The 21,092-nt window shown below is 68.1% G+C and carries 18 protein-coding genes; 17 read left to right on the forward strand and 1 reads right to left on the reverse strand.

What is annotated here, in order from left to right; genetic code table 11:
* The first annotated feature begins 22 nt into the window (after positions 1–22).
* From ACFCV3_RS06590 to ACFCV3_RS06600, 3 genes are read left to right on the forward strand one after another with little or no spacing between them, the layout of a single operon-like run.
* Positions 23–1,291: an aspartate kinase gene (locus ACFCV3_RS06590; protein WP_376026773.1), complete on the forward strand. Its 1,269-nt coding sequence runs from the start codon at positions 23–25 to the stop codon at positions 1,289–1,291.
* Positions 1,288–2,394 (forward strand): aspartate-semialdehyde dehydrogenase, encoded by a 1,107-nt coding sequence (locus tag ACFCV3_RS06595; protein WP_376026776.1) that lies wholly within the window; start codon positions 1,288–1,290, stop codon positions 2,392–2,394. The genes ACFCV3_RS06590 and ACFCV3_RS06595 overlap by 4 nt, the downstream gene beginning before the upstream one ends.
* 4 nt (positions 2,395–2,398) lie before the next feature.
* Positions 2,399–4,159 (forward strand): glycoside hydrolase domain-containing protein, encoded by a 1,761-nt coding sequence (locus tag ACFCV3_RS06600; protein ID WP_376026779.1) that lies wholly within the window; start codon positions 2,399–2,401, stop codon positions 4,157–4,159.
* On the opposite strand, the gene ACFCV3_RS06605 is transcribed toward ACFCV3_RS06600, so the two are convergent.
* A complete protein-coding gene (locus ACFCV3_RS06605) occupies positions 4,154–5,143 on the reverse strand; it encodes a helix-turn-helix domain-containing protein (protein WP_376026781.1) in 990 nt (329 codons plus the stop codon). The genes ACFCV3_RS06600 and ACFCV3_RS06605 overlap by 6 nt on opposite strands.
* A 979-nt stretch (positions 5,144–6,122) precedes the next feature.
* Between ACFCV3_RS06605 and ACFCV3_RS06610 the strand changes: the two genes are divergently transcribed.
* Genes ACFCV3_RS06610 through ACFCV3_RS06675 form a run of 14 tightly spaced genes read left to right on the forward strand, consistent with a single transcriptional unit; the run spans position 6,123 to position 21,069 of the window.
* Positions 6,123–6,989, forward strand: coding sequence for an ABC transporter permease (locus tag ACFCV3_RS06610; protein WP_376026784.1), 867 nt, complete (start codon positions 6,123–6,125; stop codon positions 6,987–6,989).
* 16 nt (positions 6,990–7,005) lie between these two features.
* Complete coding sequence (locus tag ACFCV3_RS06615; RefSeq protein ID WP_376026786.1) at positions 7,006–7,794, forward strand: ABC transporter ATP-binding protein; 789 nt, start codon at positions 7,006–7,008, stop codon at positions 7,792–7,794.
* Positions 7,795–7,796: 2 nt separating this feature from the next.
* Positions 7,797–8,885: a glycosyltransferase family 4 protein gene (locus ACFCV3_RS06620; protein WP_376026789.1), complete on the forward strand. Its 1,089-nt coding sequence runs from the start codon at positions 7,797–7,799 to the stop codon at positions 8,883–8,885.
* Between the two features lie 17 nt (positions 8,886–8,902).
* Positions 8,903–10,234: a glycosyltransferase gene (locus ACFCV3_RS06625; protein ID WP_376026791.1), complete on the forward strand. Its 1,332-nt coding sequence runs from the start codon at positions 8,903–8,905 to the stop codon at positions 10,232–10,234.
* Positions 10,231–11,022 carry a hypothetical protein gene (locus tag ACFCV3_RS06630; RefSeq protein WP_376026794.1) on the forward strand — a complete coding sequence of 264 codons (792 nt, stop codon included), beginning with the start codon at positions 10,231–10,233 and terminating at the stop codon, positions 11,020–11,022. The genes ACFCV3_RS06625 and ACFCV3_RS06630 overlap by 4 nt, the downstream gene beginning before the upstream one ends.
* 10 nt (positions 11,023–11,032) lie before the next feature.
* Positions 11,033–12,202, forward strand: a complete 1,170-nt coding sequence (locus tag ACFCV3_RS06635; RefSeq protein ID WP_376026797.1) for a hypothetical protein — start codon at positions 11,033–11,035, stop codon at positions 12,200–12,202.
* Positions 12,199–12,810, forward strand: a complete 612-nt coding sequence (locus tag ACFCV3_RS06640; protein ID WP_376026800.1) for a DapH/DapD/GlmU-related protein — start codon at positions 12,199–12,201, stop codon at positions 12,808–12,810. Before ACFCV3_RS06635 ends, ACFCV3_RS06640 begins: the two co-directional genes overlap by 4 nt.
* On the forward strand, positions 12,807–13,898 hold the full coding sequence (locus ACFCV3_RS06645) for a DegT/DnrJ/EryC1/StrS family aminotransferase (protein WP_376028686.1): 1,092 nt from the start codon (positions 12,807–12,809) through the stop codon (positions 13,896–13,898). Before ACFCV3_RS06640 ends, ACFCV3_RS06645 begins: the two co-directional genes overlap by 4 nt.
* Before the next feature lies 1 nt (position 13,899).
* Positions 13,900–14,895: a Gfo/Idh/MocA family protein gene (locus tag ACFCV3_RS06650; RefSeq protein ID WP_376026801.1), complete on the forward strand. Its 996-nt coding sequence runs from the start codon at positions 13,900–13,902 to the stop codon at positions 14,893–14,895.
* Positions 14,892–15,944, forward strand: coding sequence for a non-hydrolyzing UDP-N-acetylglucosamine 2-epimerase (gene wecB / locus ACFCV3_RS06655; RefSeq protein WP_376026804.1), 1,053 nt, complete (start codon positions 14,892–14,894; stop codon positions 15,942–15,944). The genes ACFCV3_RS06650 and wecB overlap by 4 nt, the downstream gene beginning before the upstream one ends.
* A 9-nt stretch (positions 15,945–15,953) precedes the next feature.
* Complete coding sequence (locus tag ACFCV3_RS06660; protein ID WP_376026806.1) at positions 15,954–17,087, forward strand: acyltransferase family protein; 1,134 nt, start codon at positions 15,954–15,956, stop codon at positions 17,085–17,087.
* Positions 17,088–17,112: 25 nt separating this feature from the next.
* Complete coding sequence (locus ACFCV3_RS06665) at positions 17,113–18,414, forward strand: nucleotide sugar dehydrogenase (protein ID WP_376026807.1); 1,302 nt, start codon at positions 17,113–17,115, stop codon at positions 18,412–18,414.
* A gap of 47 nt (positions 18,415–18,461) precedes the next feature.
* Positions 18,462–19,916, forward strand: coding sequence for a glycosyltransferase (locus tag ACFCV3_RS06670; RefSeq protein ID WP_376026809.1), 1,455 nt, complete (start codon positions 18,462–18,464; stop codon positions 19,914–19,916).
* Positions 19,906–21,069, forward strand: coding sequence for a glycosyltransferase (locus ACFCV3_RS06675; RefSeq protein WP_376026810.1), 1,164 nt, complete (start codon positions 19,906–19,908; stop codon positions 21,067–21,069). The genes ACFCV3_RS06670 and ACFCV3_RS06675 overlap by 11 nt, the downstream gene beginning before the upstream one ends.
* Positions 21,070–21,092: the final 23 nt, after the last annotated feature.

Below are 21,092 nucleotides of genomic sequence, written 5' to 3' on the forward strand. Positions count from 1 at the left end.
GTGGTTTTGAGGAGACACAGCTGTGGGACGCGTCGTGCACAAGTACGGCGGTTCTTCGGTCGCCGACGCCGATTGCATCAAGCGTGTGGCGCAGAGAATCGTCGCTACGAAGAAGGCCGGCAACGACGTGGTCGTCGTCATCTCGGCCATGGGGGACACCACCGACGAGCTGATGGACCTGGCCAAGCAGGTCTCGCCACTGCCGCCGCCGCGCGAGCTCGACATGCTGCTCACCTCGGGTGAGCGGATCTCGGCCGCCCTGCTGGCGATGGCGATCGCGAACCTCGGGTACGAGGCGCGCAGTTTCACCGGCTCGCAGGCCGGCGTGATCACCACGTCCGCGCACGGGAACGCCCGGATCATCGACATCACCCCGGGCCGGATCGAGGAGGCCCTGGGCGAAGGACACGTCGCGATCGTGGCCGGGTTCCAGGGAGTGGCGCAGGACACCAAGGACGTCACCACGATGGGCCGCGGTGCCTCCGACACCACCGCGGTCGCGCTGGCCGCCGCGCTGGAGGCCGACTACTGCGAGATCTACACCGACGTCGACGGCATCTTCACCGCGGATCCGCGGATCGTGCCGGCCGCCAAGCACATCCCGAAGATCTCCTACGAGGAGATGCTCGAGATGGCCGCGTGTGGCGCGAAGGTGCTGCACCTGCGCTGCGTGGAGTACGCGCGGCGCTACAACGTCCCCGTTCATGTGCGTTCCTCCTTCTCGCAGAAGGAAGGCACCTGGGTTGTCGATGCGAAGGAACTCGAACAGATGGAACAGGCGATCATCTCCGGCGTGGTCCAGGACCGCAACGAGGCCAAGATCACGGTGGTCGGCGTACCGGACAAGCCGGGTGAGGCGGCCCGGATCTTCCAGACCGTCGCCGGTGCCGAGACCAACATCGACATGATCGTGCAGAACGTCTCGGCGGTCGCGACCAACCGCACCGACATCTCCTTCACGCTGCCGCGGGTCGACGGCGCCCGGGCGATGTCCGCGCTGGCCCGGATGAAGGACGAGGTCGGCTACGAGCAGCTGCTGTACGACGACCAGATCGGCAAGGTCTCGGTGGTCGGGGTCGGCATGCGGTCGCACCCGGGCGTTTCCGCGAAGTTCTTCTCCGCGCTCGCCGACGCGGGCGTGAACATCGAGATGATCTCCACCTCGGAGATCCGGATCTCGGTGGTGGTGGACGAGAACCTGGTGGACGCTGCCGTGACCGCGGCGCACACTGCATTCGATCTGGACGACGAGCACACCCAGGCTGTCGTGTACGGAGGAACTGGACGGTGACCCCTGTGAGCGCTGTGGAGAACACGATCGAGGACCGGACGGGTCTGCCATCGCTGGCGGTGGTCGGTGCGACCGGCGCCGTCGGCACGGTGATGCTGACCCTGCTCTCGACCCGGGAGAACGTCTGGGGTGAGATCCGGCTGATCGCCTCCGAGCGCTCCGCAGGTAAGCAGCTGTTGGTCCGCGGCGAAGAGGTCGAGGTGGTCGCGATCAGCGAGGCCGCCTTCGACGGGATCGACGTCGCGATGTTCGACGTACCGGACGAGGTGTCGGCGCACTGGGCACCGATCGCGGCCGCGGCCGGTGCCGTGGTGGTGGACAACTCGGGCGCGTTCCGGATGGACCCGGACGTCCCGCTGGTGGTCCCCGAGGTGAACGCCGAGGCGGCCCGCAACCGCCCCAAGGGCATCATCTCGAACCCGAACTGCACGACGCTGTCGATGATCGTCGCGATGGGCGCACTGCACCACCGCTACGAGCTCGAGCAGCTGGTGGTCGCGTCGTACCAGGCGGCCTCCGGAGCCGGTCAGGAGGGCATCGACACCCTCTACGACCAGCTGACCAAGGTGGCCGGCAATCGCGAGCTGGGCAAGACACCAGGCGACGTACGGCGGGTTGTCGGCAACGGCCTCGGCCCGTTCCCGGCGCCGCTGGCGCTGAACGTGGTGCCGTTCGCCGGGTCGCTCAAGGACGGCGGCTGGAGCTCGGAGGAGCTGAAGGTCCGCAACGAGTCCCGCAAGATCCTCGGCCTGCCCGACCTCAAGGTCTCCGCGACCTGTGTCCGGGTGCCGGTGGTGACCACGCACTCGTTGTCGGTGCACGCACGGTTCGCCCACGAGGTCGACGCCGACGAGGCCCGCGAGGTCCTGCGGGACGCGCCCGGCGTGCTGCTGTTCGACAACCCGGCCGAGGGTGAGTTCCCGACCCCGGCCGATGTCGTCGGCACCGACCCGACCTGGGTCGGCCGGGTGCGCAAGTCGCTCGACGACCCGAACGCCCTGGAGCTGTTCGTCTGCGGCGACAACCTGCGCAAGGGTGCCGCCCTGAACACCGCCCAGATCGCCGAGGTAGTCGCCAAGGAGTTCGCTCCCGCGAAGGGTTAAGGACGTGACCTTCTCCCGTCGGTCGCTGCTTGCGGGGAGTCTGTCCGCGGTCGTGCCTCTGACAGTGAAGCCGGCCGCTGAGCCGCTTGCTGCGTTGTGGGCGGTGAACGACGGCGAGAAGGTTGAGGCCGACGACCTTGCGAATCCGAACAAGCAGGGCAACAGCGCTTGGGATGGTCGCACTGCCCGGGTTTTCGGTGCGCGCAACGAGGTGGTTGCGTTCCAGCTTGTTGCGGAGGCCGGCGCGGCTGGTATCGGTGCGCTGTCGGTTCGGCTGCCGGTACTGCGGCAGGTGGGTGGCCCCGGCGTGATCCGGTACGCGCCGCCGGCCGCGGATCCGACGTACACGATCGGTCGTCAGATCCAGGTCTTCTCCGAGCGCTGTATGAGCATTCGCGAGAAGTCCAACGCGGACTGGATCTACCTGCGCGACTCCCCGGCCGAACCGCCGGATGTGCTGGGCAACAAGCCGGTGCAGCTCGTCCCGGAGAATGCGGCGCAGGGTGGTTTCCCGCTCGCCGTACCGGCCGCGACGAACCAGGCCTTCTGGTTCGACATCTACATTCCGCGACGGGCGCCGGCGGGGATCTACCGCGGTCAGATCGAGGTCGAGGCCGACCGTCAGCTCCGGGTGGTGCCGGTCGAGCTGACGGTCTTTCCGTTCACGCTGCCCGATCAGAACAGCATCAACGCGATGTTCTACTACGAGGGCTCACAGGTCGAACTGCGGTACGGCCGCAATCTCGACCCGGTGTTCCATCGCTTCGCCCATCGCCATCGGGTCGAGTTCGTGGACGGCTACGACATTGCGAAGGCCACTGCCGCCCGCTCGCGATTCACCGGCACGGACTTCACCAGGGCGAACGGCTACGAGGGCCCTGGTGAAGGCGTCGGGAACAACCTTCTCCCACGCACTTTCTACGGCCCGGGGCCTGACTTCGACACTCCGGAGAAGGCGCAGGCCAGCGCGCCGCTGTGGACCGACTGGCTGGCGCAGAACCTGCCAGGCAAGCAGACCTTCCTCTACATGCCTGATGAGCCCGGCGCCGAAGAGTTCGAGTACATCCGCTCCTTGTCCGCGGCAGTGCGGGCATCGGGAGCGCCGCTGCCGATCTTCACCACGCACGCCTACGACGCCGTACTGGACGGTCCCGACAAGGCGATCGACATCTGGGCGACGGTTGCCGACCTGTACGACGGTGCCGTGGCGAAGGTGCTTCGCGCCGAGGGCCGGGACATGTGGTTCTACAACGGCCAGCGACCGAATATCGGCTCGGTGGTGATCGAATCGCCGGCCACTGACCCGCGCGCCAACCTCTGGGCGGCGTTCAAGCACGACGTCCCGACGTACTTCTACTGGCACACCAACCACTGGCGGCACAACCGGCAGGTGCTGCCGGGTCGCGAGCGGAACCAGAACGTCTGGGTGGATCCGGTCACGTTCCACAACAGGCGCGGCTGGTGGGCCAACGGCGACGGCGTCCTGATGTATCCGGGGGAGGACCGCATCTACCCCGACCAGGACCGGGGGATCGCCGGGCCGATCTCCACCATCCAGCTCGCCAACTTCCGCCGCGGGATCCAGGACCACCTGTACCTCACGATGGCGCGCGAACGTGGTCTCGACCTGCTCGTCGATCACGTCGTTGAGCAGATCGTCCCGGCCGTCCTGGACGAGGCCGGGCCACGCGTCTTGTTCCCCCAGCAGGGCAACGCCTACGAGCAGGCCCGTCTCAAGCTTGCGCTGGCTATCTCGGCGTCATAGCCAGTTCTCCCGGGCGGCGTGCAGGGCGAGCTGGAAGCGCGTGCTGGCGCCGGTGCGGTTCATCAGCCTCTCCAGGTAGCGGAAGAACGTGCGGCGGCTGATCCCGAGCGTGCGGGCGATGGTGTCGTCGGCAGCGCCGGTTGCGAGCAGGGCCAGCAGCCGGCGTTCGATCGGCTCCAGCCGGTCGTCCTCCGTGCCCACCGAGGCGTGCAGCGGCAGGGCGTTGCGCCAGCACAACTCGAACATGCCGATCAGTGCGGTCAGCAGGCTGCTCGGCCGGATGATCAGCAGCGACCGGTTCACGTCGGTGTCGCGCACCGACATCGACACGAACGCCATCGAGCCGTCGATGATGGTCAGCTTGGCCGGTACGTCGGGCAGCACGCGGGCCTGCTCGCCGGCTTCGACACACGGCAGGATGTTCTCGGTCAGGTAGCCGGGCACCTCGACCGACTCCGGTGAGTACACGACCCGGTAGGCGACCCCGCGGCTGAGCTGCTCGATCTCCTCCTGGTTCGGTCCGCCGATGTAGTACGGCGGGGAGTCGATGGCCAGGATCTCGCGCTGCGCGCTGCCCTTGATCTGGTGGATCCGCTCGACGATCGCGCTGCCGGTGACCACCTCGATCAGGTGCGTGGTCGACTCGTTGTGCACGGTACGGCGGAACTCGTCGTACGCGTTCAGGACCTCGATCCGGGCCTGCTTCAGCTCGGACTCCCGGCGCAGCGTCATGGCCTCCAGACCGGCGTCCGGAGGCACGGGCAGGAAGCGGGAGTGGTCGGACCCGGACCGGCGGGCCAGGCCCGCCTGGACCAGCCCACCGAGCACGGTGTCGATCGCCGCCGAGCGGTCCGGGACGCCGTCGTCCAGCTCGGTGACCGACGAGGGGCCGGTCCGCAGCAGATGCTGGTAGACCTTGATCTCGTCGTCGCTGAGTCCGAGCACCCGCAAGTGGTCGGCACGCTCCGTGTCCGAGCTGCCCACGACTCGTCCCTCCCTTCCGAAAGCCGTCACCGTCCGCTACCGCCTCTCCAGTCCGAGATGGGCACCTCAGTGCGGTCCGCACTGTCCGTGTCCTGTTGAATGCAGGCAGCGATATTTGTTGTCCTGTCAGCATTCTTGTGCCGTGTCACCATCCGGCCACCATTTCCGCGCAGTTGTGAGCGAGAATTGAGGTCCAGCAGCCCGGCGACGGACCACCTGAGCGCCGCCGGGCTGCTGTTCCAATTCTGGCGGTTGTTCGCTGTTCCGTCAGCGGAGCCCGTTTCGGTTGGGTCTCGATCCCGGCGTATCGGTGCCCTCGCACTCCCGTGCCATCACCGGCTGTGCCGACGGGTGTACAAACTGTGCATCCCCATCGTGAGGCCGATGAGAACGGGAGTCCCATGCGATCAGCATCTCCGTCCTGTGTGGCCTCTGGCGCGATGACCGCCGCCCTGGTCATCGTGCCCTGTGTGAGGTCCCAGGTGGTGCCGAGCGGTGCTCCGTGGATGGTGAGGCTGTCCATGGCGAAGCGGGGACCCAGTGTCCACCGCCCGGCTCGCCCCGGCCACAAGGCACCCCTGGGACCCCGCCACCGGGCGGGTGGCCAACTTCCCGGCCGCGCCGGACGTCGTACCGTGTGAATTGACACGGATTTGACCTTGTTCACTGGTGTTCGCCACAGCTGCTGACGAGCATCGGGTGCGCGTCATTTCCATGCGCTGGAAGGCGTTTTGGTGCCGGTGAGCCGTCAAATGTATATTCCGGATAACGATCGACGCCGGCCGCAGCCTGGATGGCCGGTTCGATCGGGCGCGACGTCGGTAGCCGTGCGTACGTCGTTGCTCACACTGGAGGACCGTTGTGTCATCGGCGCCGGAGCCGATCCGCTACTCTCTTCCCGGTCTGCGTGGCCCGGTCAAACGAACACCAGCGGCTGAAACGTGGACAGGACTTCATGGCAGAGAGAGGCGTCGCCTGAATGAACGCGACTAGCGTCGACGAGGCATTCAACCCGTCGGTGCATGTGTACGAACCACACAAGGCCGGCTTGCCGCCCTTGCGCCCGTACTTCAAGGCACTCTGGGAACGCCGGGTCTTCGCGGCAGAGATGTCGCGGAGCGGAATCCGGGCGGCCAACACCAACACCTTCTTCGGGCAGATCTGGCTGGTCATCAACCCGCTGCTGCTCGCGGGGGTCTACTACCTGCTCACCGACATCATCGCGGGCAATGCCGGCCGCGCTGATTCCGGCGCGGTCTTCGCGCATATGTGTGGCGGTCTGTTCGCCTTCTACTACTTCCAGGGTGCGGTCACGACCGGCGCCGGGAGTGTCGTCGGCGGCGGCAAGCTGCTGATGAACATGGCCTTCCCCCGGATGCTGCTCCCGCTGTCGGCCTTGCGGACGGCGTTCTTCCGCTTCCTGCCGACGATGGGCGTGTACGCCGTCATCCACCTGCTCACCCGGCAGCCGCTGCACTGGGTGATGCTGCTGGCGCCGGTGTTCCTGATTCTGCTGACGATGTTCGCGGCCGGGATGAGCATGATCTTCGCGGCACTGCAGGTGTACTTCCGCGACACCGCCAGCTTCCTGCCGTACTTCATGCGGATCTGGCTGTACCTGTCCCCGGTGCTCTGGTTCGCCGAGCAGGCGCCGAAGAAGCTGGAGGCCTACATCCAGTACAACCCCTTGTACTCCCTCCTGGGCGGCTGGACCGACCTGCTGGTCCGCGCCGAGATGCCGGACCTCAAGCTGTGGATCGGCGCCGTGATCTGGGCCGTGGCAGCGTTCCTGGTCGGTTCGTTGTTCTTCATGTCGAGGGAGCGTGAGTTCGCTGTCCGTCTCTGAAGCCGAGAAGAAGACCATGTCAAACGTCGACGCAAGTCCCGCCGTCAAGGTCCAGGACGTCTCCATCACCTACCGGACCACGTTCGAGCGGGTGCCGACCTTCAAGACCGCGATCGTCCGGTTCGGCCGTGGCGAGCGTGCGGTCCGCGAGGTCAAGGCCGTTCAGAACGTCTCCTTCGACGTCGCACACGGCAGCGCGATCGGCATCATCGGGGCCAACGGCGCCGGTAAGTCGACGCTGCTGCGGGCGATCGCCGGCATCCTGCCGCCGACCTCGGGCCGGATCGAGGTGCACGGCCGGGTCAGCACGCTGCTGTCGCTGGGGGTGGGCTTCAACGCCCAGCTGTCCGGCAAGGAGAACGTCACCCTCGGTGGGCTCGCGGCGGGTCTGACCCGCAAGCAGGTCCAGGAGCGATTCGAGGACATCGAGGCCTTCGCCGAGCTCGAAAAAGGGTTCATGGAGATGCCGATGCGGACGTACTCGTCCGGCATGTTCGCGCGGGTCGCCTTCGCGGTCGCCGTGCACATGGACCCCGACATCCTGATGATCGACGAGGCGCTGTCGGCCGGTGACGCCAAGTTCAAGACCAAGGCCGCCGACAAGATGAAGGAACTGGCGACCAACAGCCGGACCATGTTCCTGGTCAGCCACGCGATGAGCAGTGTCCGCGAGCTCTGCAACGACTGCATCTGGATCGACAAGGGCAAGGTGATGATGCGCGGCGAGCCCAAGGAGGTCATCGACGAGTACACCCGGTTCCTCAAGGTCGATGCCACCAAGGCTGTTTCGCGCGAGGACCTCTGACGATGTCTCGCAGGACAGCGCCGGACGTGGGCATCATCACGACCGGCCACGACGTCGCCGATGCGCGTCTGCACAAGATCACCGCGGCCCTGCAGCACCGCGACCTCAGTGTCGAGCTGTGGGGCCTCGGTGAGCCCGAGGGTGGTCCGGCAGGCGCTGTCGTGCACGCCGGTCCGCGGGGCAACCTGGTCCAGCGGCTGGCCCGGACAGCGGTGCTGCCGTGGCGGACCAAGGCCAAGGTGGTGATGACGGTCGATCCGGACATGATCCCGATCACCCGGCTCGTCACCACGTTGCGGCGCCGCAAGATGGTCGCCGACATCCACGAGGACTACACCCGCCTGCTGGCCGACCGGGCCTGGGCGAAGGGGCCGGCCGGACTGCCGGCCCGGATGATCGTCCGGGCCAGCTCGAAGCTGGCGGCCGGCGCCGACCTGACGGTTGTCGCCGATTCCCATCTTGCCCCGCACGAGGCGAAACAACGCCTGGTCGTGCAGAACTTTCCCTATGTCCCCTTCCTCGCGCCGACGCCGCCCACGGGCACGCCGCGCGCGGTGTACGTCGGGGACCTGCGCGCCAGCCGTGGACTGTTCGACATGGTCGAGACGGTCGCCGCGGCCCCGGACTGGTCGCTGGACCTGATCGGTCCGGTGGCCCCGAGCGACCGCGACGAGCTCGAGGTCCGGATCAACCGGGCCGATCTGGCCGGGCGGGTTCGCCTGCACGGCCGCCAGCCACCGGCTGACGCCTGGCGGCTGACCCAGGGTGCCTGGGCCAGCCTGGCCATGCTGCAGCCGACCCCGGCGTTCGTGGAAGCGATGCCGTCGAAGATCTACGAGTACCTGGCCAGCGGTCTCCCAGTGCTGTCCACCCGGCTGCCGCGGCAGACCCGGGTGATCGAGGAGTCCGGTGGCGGAGTCCTGGTGGACTCGGTGGCCGAGGCGTCGGACACTCTGCGGCGCTGGTCCGCGGATCCCGGCGAGCTGGAGAAACTGCGTGATCACGCGATCGAGTGGGCAGCCGCCAATCTGCCCACCACGACGCCGTACGACGAATTGGCCGACGCGATACTCAATCTGCTGAGAGCATGACTTCTGAGAGGACGGGCATGACGGACCGCCCACACATGTTGTACGTCGCCTGGGGGTTCCCCCCGTGCCGGGGTGGCGGTGTGTACCGGGCGCTGGCAACCGCGAACCGGTTCGCCGCGCTCGGCTGGAAGGTGACGGTGCTGACGGCCGAGCGCGAGACCTTCTACCGCTTCACCGGTGCCGACAAGACCCTTGAGGACCGGGTCGACCCCTCCGTGGAGGTGGTCCGGGTGCCGTTCGACTGGCCGGTCATGGAGACCGACCTGCGTCGCTGGCCCAAGGCCCGGGCCCGCAATCCACGACTGTGGAGCAAGTGGCGCAACAAGCAGGACCTGATCCCGTTCCCGGAGCACGGCTACGGCCCGTGGCGTTCGGTGATCGAGGAGGCGGCGGACCGCATCCACGCGGAGAACCCGGTCGACCTCACGGTCGCGACGGCGAACCCGCATGTCGCGTTCACGGCGGCGTACCACCTGCACGAGAAGGCGAATGTGCCTTACGTGATGGACTACCGCGACGCGTGGCTGCTCGACGTCTTCAGCGGTAACCGGCTGCACGAACCGAACAGCCGGGCCGCGAAGTGGGAGAAGAAGCTGGTCGACGCCGCTCAGGAGGTCTGGTTCGTCAACGACCCGATCAAGGAGTGGCACGTCGAGCTCTACCCGGAGCAGGCGGACAAGATGCACGTCGTGGCCAACGGCTTCGACCCGGAGCTGGTGCCGGACACGCACGACCGCGGCCCGGTCACCGACCGCCCGCTGACCTTCGGATACGTCGGCACGGTGTCGCCGAAGGTGCCGCTGCAGGACTTCGTCGACGGCTGGAAGATCGCCGTCGAGCAGTCCGAGGAGCTGGCCGGCGCGAAGGCCAAGATCCACGGCTACCTCGGGTACTACGCGGTGCCGCGGCCGGACATGCTGGCCGCGATCAACTCGGGTGCCGACGAGGGCGTCAGCTACGAGGGCCCGGTCGGCAAGGCCGAGATCGCCAAGGCGTACGACGAGTTCGACGTCCAGCTGCTGATGCTGGGCAAGGGCAAGTACGTGACCAGCGGCAAGGTCTTCGAGTACCTGGCGACCGGGTTGCCGGTCGTCTCCGTCCACGACCCCGAGAACGCGGCGTCCGACGTACTGCGTGGTCATCCGCTCTGGTTCCCGGTCACCGACGTGACGCCGGAGGCCATCGCGGCGGCGCTGATCGAGGCCGCCCACGCGGCCCGGACGGCCGACGAGGGGATCCGCCAGAAGGCGCGCGAGTTCGGCGCCGGCTACCGGCGGGACCTGGTCATGGACCCGCGGATCGAAGCACTCGCCGACGCAGTCAAGAAGAAGAGCGAGGTGCACGCATGAGTCAGCAGAAGGTTGTGCTGATGAGCACCAAGCGGCTGAAGCCGGACTACTTCGACACCATCCGCGAGGACCTCGGGGGCGGTGACGACCTCGTCCTGGACGTGATCGGCTGGCTGCCGCCGATCGACGTCGTCGACGACAAGGTCAACACGTTCACGCTGATCGGCCCGGGCCGGATGCCGACCCCCGAGGACGCGTACGACGAGTACGACGAGGACGAGTACGACGACGAGGACGACACCGACGGCGAGGACGACGGCGACGAGTTCGACGAGTCGCCGGACGCGGTGATCGCGCCGGAGTCGGTCTCGGATCCGAAGTCCGTTACCGGTGACACCGTGACGCCGGCCGCGGCCGAGCCGCACGACGGAGAGGCCGAGCACAGCCACGACCGCGGTCACGGCCATGGTCATGGGCACGGACACCTCCCGAAGAAGCGCCCGGAGCCGATGCCGTGGGGGACGGCCCGGGTCAAGCAGGCGGTGCGCTGGCGCTACCGGAAGGTCCGCCGCAAGGTCGGCCGGGCCGCGAACAAGATCGGTCCGGTGAAGTTCGTGCGGACCTCGCGGACCAGCAAGAACCTCAGCAAGGCCTACTGGAAGCGGGTCCAGAGCCGTCCCGACGTGCGCGAGTTCCTGGCGCAGGCCGATGTGGTCATCGCCCTGGACGCGAACGCGATCTGGGCCGGCTGGCACCTCGGGCAGGAGCGGCCGGACCGGCCGGTCGTGCTCGGTCTGCCGGCCGCTCGCCGCGAGCTCGACCAGCTCAAGGTCCCGGCAGGTCACTGAGGTCATGACCATGACGGGCCATCTGCCGACGCCAGTTGCCCGGACCGCGAAGGCGGTTCGGGCACGTCTGCGTGGTCTGCGCTACACCTACGCAACACTGCCGGCCTTTCCGCCGGTGGCCACGACCCCGGTGCGGCTGCTGGTCGGACCGACCAACTCCGCCGGTCAGGGCTATCAGTGGGCCCGCGCGGCCCGCACGATCCCCGGGGTCGCGGCCGATGCGTTCGCCCTGCATCGCTCGGCGGCCTTCCGGTTCGCCGACGACTACGGCGTACCGCAGGCCTGGTGGAACCAGTCGCGCTGGGCTCGTGCCCAGCGCGAGCACGTTCTGGGCAGCTACACCCACGTCCTGGTGGAGTCCCTGCGGCCTCTCCTCGGGTACGGCGGCCATCCCGACGCAGCCGCGGATATCGCCGTACTGCGGGAGGCCGGGGTCAACGTCGCTCTGCTGTTCCACGGGTCCGACATCCGGCTGCCCAGCCGGCACGCGGCCCGCGAGCGGTTTTCGCCGTTCACCCCAGGTGACGAGCTCACCGGCAAGCTCGAGATCCAGGCCAAGCGGCATGCCGAGCTGGTCGAGAGCCTCGGCGTACCGGTCTTCGTCTCCACCCCGGATCTGCTCATCGACGTCCCGCAGGCCCAGTGGTTGCCGGTGGTCATCGACCCGGCGCCGTGGGCCCAGGCGGCGCGCCCGCTCTTCACCGGCGAGCGCCCGGTCGTCGTGCACGTCCCGTCCAGCGCGAAGCTCAAGGGCACGGCCCGGATCGACGAGGTCCTGACCGGGCTGCACGAGCGCGGACTGATCGAGTACCGGCGCATCACCGACGTTCCGCATGCGGAGATGCCGAGCGTGATCGGCGCCGCTGACATCGTTGTAGACCAGCTGGGAATCGGCCTGTACGGCGTTGCCGCGGCCGAGGCCCTCGCGGCCGGGAGGATCGTCGTCTCGTACGTCGGTTCGGACCTGCGCTCGCGGGTGCGTAGTCTGACTGGGCGAGAGGTACCGATCGTGGAGGCGGACGACGACACGCTGAGTGACGTCGTCAGCGATCTCGTCGCCGACCGGGAGACCGCCGCCGCGCAGGCGGCGGCCGGGCCCGAGTTCGCGGCGGAGCTGCACGACGGTCGTCGCGCAGCCGAAGTCCTCAGCCAGTGGCTGACTGTTAAGGAGACCCTGTGACCACCCGCATCGCCCCGTCGGCCGACGTCGACGAGCGCGCCCAGATCGGCGACGGATCGTCGGTCTGGCACCTGGCCCAGGTCCGCGAGAACGCGGTGCTGGGGAAGAACTGCATCGTTGGCCGCGGCGCCTATGTCGGGACCGGGGTCCAGATCGGCGACAACTGCAAGATCCAGAACTACGCCCTGGTGTACGAGCCGGCCTCGCTCGAGGACGGCGTGTTCATCGGCCCGGCCGTAGTGCTGACCAACGACTACTTCCCGCGCGCGGTGAACCCGGACGGTACGCCGAAGTCCGGGCACGACTGGGAGCCGGTCGGCGTGACACTGAAGGAAGGCTGCTCGCTCGGTGCGCGCAGCACCTGTGTGGCGCCGGTCACCGTCGGCCGCTGGGCGACTGTCGCCGCCGGTGCTGTGGTGGTCAAGGACGTTCCGGACTTCTCGCTGGTCGCCGGGGTTCCGGCACGCCATCTCAAGTGGGTCGGCAAGGCCGGCGTACCGCTGCTCGCTGTCGGGGACGGCGAGTGGAAGTGCCCGAACACGGGCGAGCTCTACATCGAAACCGACGGGCGGCTGCGGCCGGCCGATGAAGCACAGGAGGAGAACTGATGGTGCAGCCGATTCCGGCCGCGAAGCCGATCATCGGGAAGGAGGAGCGCGAGGCTGTCGACCGTGTCATGCAGTCCGGCATGCTCGCCCAGGGTCCTGAGGTGGCGGCGTTCGAGCAGGAGTTCGGCGCAGCGCTGGTCTCCGGCCGGGCGTGCGTCGCGACGAACTCCGGCACCTCGGGCCTGCACCTGGGCCTGCTGGCCGCGGGGGTCGGACCGGGTGACGAGGTCATCGTCCCGTCCTTCACCTTCGCCGCGACCGCCAACAGCGTCGCGCTGACCGGGGCGACCCCGGTCTTCGTCGACATCGAGCCGACGTACTTCTGCCTGGACCCGGCCGCGGTCGAGGCCGCGATCACCGAGAAGACCAAGGCCGTCATGCCGGTGCACCTGTTCGGTCACCCGGCCAACATGACCGCGCTGCAGGCCATCGCCGACAAGCACGGCATCGCGATCTACGAGGACGCCGCGCAGGCCCACGGCGCGACCTGGAACGGCGCCCCGGTCGGCACCTTCGGCGACTTCGCGATGTTCAGCCTCTACCCGACCAAGAACATGACGTCGGGTGAGGGCGGCATGAACTCGGTCGCCAACGAGCACCTCGAGCGGCAGATGCGCCTGTACCGCAACCAGGGCATGCTCAAGCAGTACGAGAACGAGGTCGTCGGCCTGAACAACCGGATGACCGACCTGCACGCCGCCATCGGCCGCGTGCAGCTGACCAAGGTCGGCGGCTGGACCAAGCAGCGGCAGGAGAACGCGGCCTTCCTGGACGCGAACCTGGCCGGTGTCGGCGTCCCGGCGGTGGCCGACGAGGCCAGCCACGTGTACCACCAGTACACGATCCGCGTCACCGAGGACCGCGACGGTTTCGCGAACGCGCTGCGCACCGAGTACGGCGTCGGCTGCGGCGTGTACTACCCGATCCCGAACCACCGGCTCCCGTCGTTCCAGCGTGAGCTGGACCTGCCGGAGACCGAGAAGGCCGCGGCCGAGGTGCTCTCGCTGCCGGTCCACCCGTCGCTGTCCGAGGACGACCTGAACCGGATCGTGGCCGCGGTGAACACCGTGGCGAAGGCTGGTGCGTGAGATGGCGAACCTGAAGGCAGGCCTGATCGGCCTCGGCATGATGGGGCGTCACCACGCCCGCGTGCTGGCTTCCCTGGACGGTGTCGACCTGGTCGCCGTCGCGGACCCGGGCGGTGACAAGTTCGGTGTCGCCGGCGGTCGTCCGGTGCACGAGAGCATCGAGCAGTTGATTGCCGAAGGCATCGACTACTGCATGGTCGCGGTCCCGACCCAGTACCACGCCGAGATCGCCAAGGCGCTGGCCGAGGCCGGCGTGCACGCGATGATCGAGAAGCCGCTGGCCGGTTCGTCGGCCGAGGCGACCGAGATTGCCAAGGCGTTCGAGACCGCCGGCCTGGTCGGCGCGGTCGGTCACATCGAGCGGTACAACCCGGCGCTGCAGGCGCTCCGGGTCCGCCTCGAGGCCGGCGAGCTGGGCGACATCTACCAGATCACCACCCGCCGGCAGGGCCCGTTCCCGGCCCGCATCGCCGACGTCGGCGTCGTCCTGGACCTGGCCACGCACGACATCGACCTGACCGCGTGGGTGACGCAGTCCCCGTTCGTCACGGTGTCCGCGCAGAGCGCGCACAAGTCCGGCCGTGAGTACGAGGACCTGATCGCCGTCACCGGCAAGCTGGCCGACGGCACCGTCACCAGCCACCTGGTCAACTGGCTGTCCCCGATGAAGGAGCGGCTCACCGTCGTCACCGGTGAGAAGGGCGCCTTCATCGCCGACACCCTGACCGCCGACCTGACCTTCCACGCCAACGGCACGGTCGCCACGGCGTGGGACGACGTCGCGCACTTCCGTGGCGTCAGCGAGGGCGACATGATCCGCTACGCGATCAGCAAGCCCGAGCCGCTGCGTACCGAGCACGAGGCCTTCCGGGACGCCGTCCTGGGCAAGGAAGCCGACATCGTCACGTTGCAGCAGGGTCTGACGACCGTCGCCGTCGCCGAGGCTGTCATCCAGTCGGCCGCCGAGGACCGCACCATCAAGGTCGCCGCGTCGTGAAGGTCCTGAGCGTTGTCGGGGCGCGTCCCCAGTTCGTGAAGCTCGCCCCGATCGCCGAGGCGTTCGCGGCGACCGACCACGAGCACGTGATCGTCCACACCGGTCAGCACTACGACAAGAACATGTCCGACGTGTTCTTCGCCGATCTGCGGATCCCGGCTCCGGATGTCCACCTGGGCATCGGGTCCGGCAGCCACGGTGTGCAGACCGGCGCGATGCTGTCCGCGATGGACGCCGTACTGGACGAGCACAAGCCGGACTGGGTGCTCGTCTACGGCGACACCAACTCGACGCTGGCCGGTGCGCTGTCGGCAGTGAAGATGCATCTCCCGGTCGCGCACCTGGAGGCCGGTCTGCGGTCGTTCAACCGGCGGATGCCGGAGGAGCACAACCGCGTGCTGACCGACCACGCGTCCGACATCCTGCTGGCCCCGACCCAGGTGGCGATGGACCACCTGGCCAACGAGGGTCTGAAGGACAAGTCGCGCCTGGTCGGCGACGTCATGACCGACGTCTGCTTCCGCGTGCGCGACGCCGTACAGGACAAGCCGCTCGACCTGCCGTTCAAGCAGGGTGAGTACCTGGTCGCGACGATCCACCGGCCCGACAACACCGACGACCCGGAGCACCTGTCCGGCATCATCGAGGGCCTGGCGAACGCCGGGCACCCGGTGGTGCTGCTGGCGCACCCGCGGCTGGTCGCGAAGTGTGCCGAGCACGGCATCAAGCTGGAGCGTCCGGACGGTTCGCTGCACGTCCGCGAGCCGCTGGCCTACCCGGAGATGGTCCAGGCCGTCATCGGTTCGGCCGGTGTGGTCACCGACTCCGGTGGTCTGCAGAAGGAGGCCTTCCTGCTCGGCCGCGTGTGCACCACGCTGCGCCCCGAGACCGAGTGGGTCGAGACCGTCGAGTCCGGCTGGAACGTGCTGACCTCCGACGTGAGCAAGCTGCCCGAGCTGGCTGCTCGGACGGCGCCGACGGGCGAGCGCCCGATGCCGTACGGCGACGGTCACGCGGCCGGTCGCGTGGTCGCCACGCTCGCCGAGTAGAACATGTCGATGGCTGCCGAGGACGTGGTGCAGCCGCCCGCCCAGAAAACTTCTGAGCCGGCGGCGGCCTCGCCCTCGGCAGTTGCTCGTATTGAGTCGCTTACCGGCCTGCGCTGGTGGGCGGCGTTCTTCGTCTTCACCCACCACATGGGCTATCTGGCCCCGCTGCCGATCCGCGAGTTCCTGAAGCTCGGCACCTCCGGGGTGACGTTCTTCTTCGTGCTCTCGGGGTTCGTCCTGACCTGGTCGGCCCGGCCCGGTACGACGGCCGGCACGTTCTACCGCCGCCGGTTCGCCCGGATCGTCCCGGCCCATGTGGTCGCGCTGATTCCGGCGCTGTTCGTGTTCTACCGGTTCGATCCGCCGGACAACATGTTCTGGATCAAGCCGGTCTCGGTCACCGCGATCGTGCTCTCGCTGTTCCTGCTGAACGGCTGGTCGAACAACCCCGGCATCCTGTACGGCGGCAATCCGGCGTCCTGGACGTTGTCGATCGAGGCGTTCTTCTACGCGTTCTTCCCGTTCCTGCACCGGGTCACGGCCAAGCTGAAGCTGACCGGAGCGCTCGTCCTCGCGGCGGCTGCCGTCGTCATCGCCGGCGGCTACCGGCTGACGCAGTACAACTGGGTGGATCTGCCGACGCTCCCCCCGCCGCTACTGCACGCGGTGGCCTTCGTGGTCGGTGTCGCGGTCGCGATCGCCTTGCGCTCCGGCTGGACCACCCGGCTGCCCGCCTGGACAGGGTATGCAGCGATCGCTATCGGTCTGGTCGTCCTCACCTACACCTTCCGGCACCCGGGCAAGGTGCCGTTCGGTACCGAGATCAGCCTGCTGCAGAAGGAGATTCTCACTCTCCTCTACGGCTTCCTGATCCTGGTCGTCGCTGCCCGGGACCTGCGCGGGGGCCGGTCCCTCCTTCGGAGCAAGCCATTGGTCGCACTCGGCCAGTGGTCGTACTCCTTCTATCTGGTGCATGCCACCGTGCTGTACGGGATCAGGGAACTCCATGGAAGCAGCGAGCCTGTTTCGTGGTTGAACCTGACCTGGTACGCCGGCGTCGGCGCCGTATCGATCCTTGCCTCGTGGCTGCTCTACAAGTTCGTCGAGCACCCGCTGGAACTCAAGCTACGAGGCTCCCGTTGAAGAATCACTATCTAGTGGAGTCAGTGTGCGCGTCAGTGTAATTGCCTTGGGCAAGATCGGTCTGCCGTTGGCGGTCCAGTTCGCTTCGAAGGGCCACCAGGTCGTCGGTGTCGACATCAACGAGAAGTTCGTCGAGCTGGTGAACGCCGGCCAGGAGCCGTTCCCGGGTGAGGACCACCTGCAGGAGCTGCTCGCCGAGACCGTGGCCGACGGCCGCCTGCGGGCGACCACCGACTACGCGGACGCGATCCCGAACAGCGACGCCGTCGTGATCGTGGTGCCGCTGTTCGTGGACGAGAAGACCGGTGAGCCGGAGTTCGGCTGGATGGAGAACGCGACCCGTTCGCTGGCCGAGCACCTCACCCCGGGCACCCTGGTCTCCTACGAGACCACGCTGCCGGTCGGTACCACCCGGAACCGCTGGAAGCCGATGCTGGAGGAGATCTCCGGCCTGACCGAGGGCACCGACTTCCACCTGGTGTTCTCCCCGGAGCGCGTCCTCACCGGCCGCGTCTTCGCGGACCTGCGCAAGTACCCGAAGCTGGTCGGCGGTCTGTCCGACGAGGGTGCGAAGCGCGCCACCGAGTTCTACGAGGCCGTCCTGGACTTCGACGAGCGTCCGGATCTCGAGCGGGGCAACGGCGTCTGGGACCTCGGTTCCGCCGAGGCCGCCGAGCTGGCGAAGCTGGCCGAGACCACCTACCGCGACGTCAACATCGGCCTCGCGAACCAGTTCGCCCGGTTCGCCGGCCAGAACGGTATCGACGTCACCCAGGTGATCGACGCGTCGAACTCGCAGCCCTACAGCCACATCCACCGTCCCGGCATCGCCGTCGGCGGCCACTGCATCCCGGTCTACCCGCGGCTCTACCTGTGGACCGACCCGGAGGCGACCGTCGTCCGCGCCGCCCGCGAGGCGAACGCCGGCATGCCGGACTACACCATCGGCCTGCTCGAGGGCGCGTACGGCGAGCTCAAGGGCGCCAAGGTGGTCGTCCTCGGTGCGTCGTACCGTGGTGGCGTCAAGGAGACCGCGTTCTCCGGTGTCTTCCCGGCCGTCGACGCGCTCAAGGGCCGCGGCGCCGAGGTCTTCGTGCACGACCCGATGTACACCGACGAGGAGCTCACCAAGCTCGGCTTCACGCCGTACGCGCTGGGCACGCCGGTGGACGCGGCCGTGCTGCAGGCCGACCACGCCGAGTACGCCGAGCTGTCGCCGGCCGACCTGCCCGGTGTCACGGTGCTGGTGGACGGTCGCGACAAGACCGACGCCGCCAAGTGGGCCGGCGTCCGTCGGATCGTGATCGGAAGGTCCGTCCGGCAGTGACCCAGCCCGACCTTTGGGCAGTAGTACATTCCGAGGCCGGTGCACAGGTGACTGTGCTCCGGCCTTCGGCCACCAGGGAGCCCTCGAAGGAGTTCGTCGACGGCGCCCTGGTCGTGCATGTCCCGCTGCGCGAGCCGCAGGCCGGAGACCGGCACAAGGTCGCACTGATGGAGTTCAAGGCAGATGTGGCCCACGGCCGCGTCGGCCGTGCCCGGCAGTTGCTCCGACGCGCCTGGTTGAAGGTGCTGAAGTTCGATGGACGGCCGCGTGCCTCCCAGGCACAGCAGCTGGAACTCACCTTCGGTGGGCTGATCGACCGTCTGCAGCCGGATGTCTTGTACGCACAGGACCCGGCGATGCTGGCCGTCGCCACCCGTGCTGCCGACCGCGCGAAGCTGCAGAAGCGCACGCTGAAGGTCTCCCGAGACGCTGATGTGAAGCGGGCACCCGCTCGCGTCCGGACACATGCCCGGCGTTTGCTGATCGGCCCGGTGAACAGTGCCGGTCAGGCCTGGCTGTGGGCGAACGCTTTGGAGCGTGCGGTGCCAGGGCTGGCCGCAGAGGCGCTCAACACGACTGATGCGAAGTTCGAGTTCGCTGTGCACCGCAGTGCGACGGCTGAGCAGTACAAGTCGGATCTGCGCTGGCAGTGGGAGCTCACGGCGTACGTGCTGGCTGAGGTCACCCATGTGTTGTTCGAGGCCGGTAAGCCGTTGTTCGGCCAGCGCCCCGGGCAGCCGTGGACGAGTGACGCGCCAGCGCTGGACCGGGCCGGTATCAAGCACGGTGTGATCTTCCATGGCTCGGAGATCCGCGATCCGGCCAAGCACCGCGAGCTTTTCGCGTATTCGCCGTTCCAGAACGCCGACGACGACTTCACCAAGCGGTTGCAGGCGGCGAATGACGCGCTGCGGCGCCACCTGGCGTCGTACGAGGGTCCTGTGTTCGTGACGACGCCGGACCTGCTGGAGTTCGTCGACAACGGCACCTGGTTGCCCCTGACGGTCGATGTGGACGCACTGGCGTCGGACCGTCCCGTGCTGGAGCGTGAGGTGCCGGTGGTGCTGCATGCGCCGTCTAGCAGCGCTCTGAAGGGTTCTGCGTACGTCGACCCGGTGTTGACCGAGCTGGATGCCCGCGGGCTGATCAAGTACCAGCGGGTCGAGGGTGTGCGGCACGCCGAGCTGTCCGCGCTGGTGAAGGACGCCGATCTGGTGGTCGACCAGCTGATGCTCGGCTCGTACGGCGTACTGGCGTGTGAGGCGATGGCCGCCGGGCGGGTCACCGTGGGGCACATCGCGGACCGGGTGCGGGCGCAGCTGCCGGCCGAGCTGCCGATTGCCGAGGCCACCCCAGGCGATCTCGGTGCGGTGATCGAGCGTCTGGTGACTGAGCGGGAGACGTCGCGGAAGCTGGCCGATCGCGGACCGCAGTACGTTCGTGACCTGCACGATGGCCGCAGTGCGGTCGCGGCGCTGCTACCTTTCCTCGGTGGCAGGTGACATGCGGGTATTGATGATTGCGCAGTCTCCGATTGCCGGGGACTCGCGAATCCTTCGCGAGGCGACCGCGCTGGCGGATGCTGGGCACACGATTCACATCATCGGGCGGGACGTCCCCGACGGCTTCGAGATCGGCCCCGGCATCACGGTCGAGTCGGTGTCGCGTTCCTCCGGCCTGCGCGCCGGTGGAGGCGGGCTGGCGGTCGGCCACGGGCGGCGTGGGCCGAAGGTGCTGGCCAAGCGCTTCGGGCGCTGGCTGCTGCTCCCCGAGCACCGGTTGCGCACCGAGAAGCAGTGGCGGCTCGCTGCGGCACCCCGGGTGGCCGAGGCCGGACCGTTCGACGTCGTACACGCTCATGACTTCAACACCCTCGAGCTTGCCGCCGAGTACGCCGAGCGCTGGCAGGCCGTGCTGGTCTACGACAGCCACGAGTTGTGGTTCGATCGCGCCCTGCCTGGCCGCCCGACGCCGTTCTGGCGAGCGCGTGGCCGCAAGTTCGAGGGCGAGCTGGCCGCGAAGGCGCGCCTCGTCTTCACGGTCTCCGACGGCATCGCCGTACGGCTGCGCGACCGCGGCCTGAAGGACGTCCGTGTCATCCGGAACACCTTCCCGAAGGCCGACTTCGTCCCGCCGCCGCTCGAGCGTCCCGAGGGGCTCCTGTACGCCGGTCGCGTGGGCGCGGGCCGTGACCTTCCGACGGTGGTCGGTGCAGCTCGGCAGCTGGCGCCGTTCCGGACCGTGCTGATGGGGTCGGTGGATCCCAACTACCGCTTGGATCTGGGCCCGGTCGAGGTCGTGGCCGAGCGTTCCATCGACGAGGTCGACGACACGTTGCGCTCGTACGGGATCTCGCTGGTCACGCTGACCAACACCTGCGAGAACCACCGCCTTGCGCTCCCCAACAAACTCTTCCACGCCGTCCGGGCCGGCGTACCGGTCGTCGCCGCCGACCTCCCCGAACTGCGTGCTGTCGTCACCGCGCACAAACTCGGCACCCTCTACACGCCCGGCGACCCCGTTTCCCTGACGGCCGCCGTACGGGCCCTGATCGAGACCTACCCCGTCTACACCGGCGGCATCCGCGAAGCCGCCGACGAACTCAACTGGGAACACGACTCCGAAGTCCTCGTGAAGGCCTACTCGGAGCTCTAGTCCGCAATTTCGCTGCCTAGCCA

Origin of the sequence: Kribbella sp. NPDC056345, from assembly GCF_042262745.1 — a bacterium.
GTDB lineage: Bacteria > Actinomycetota > Actinomycetes > Propionibacteriales > Kribbellaceae > Kribbella.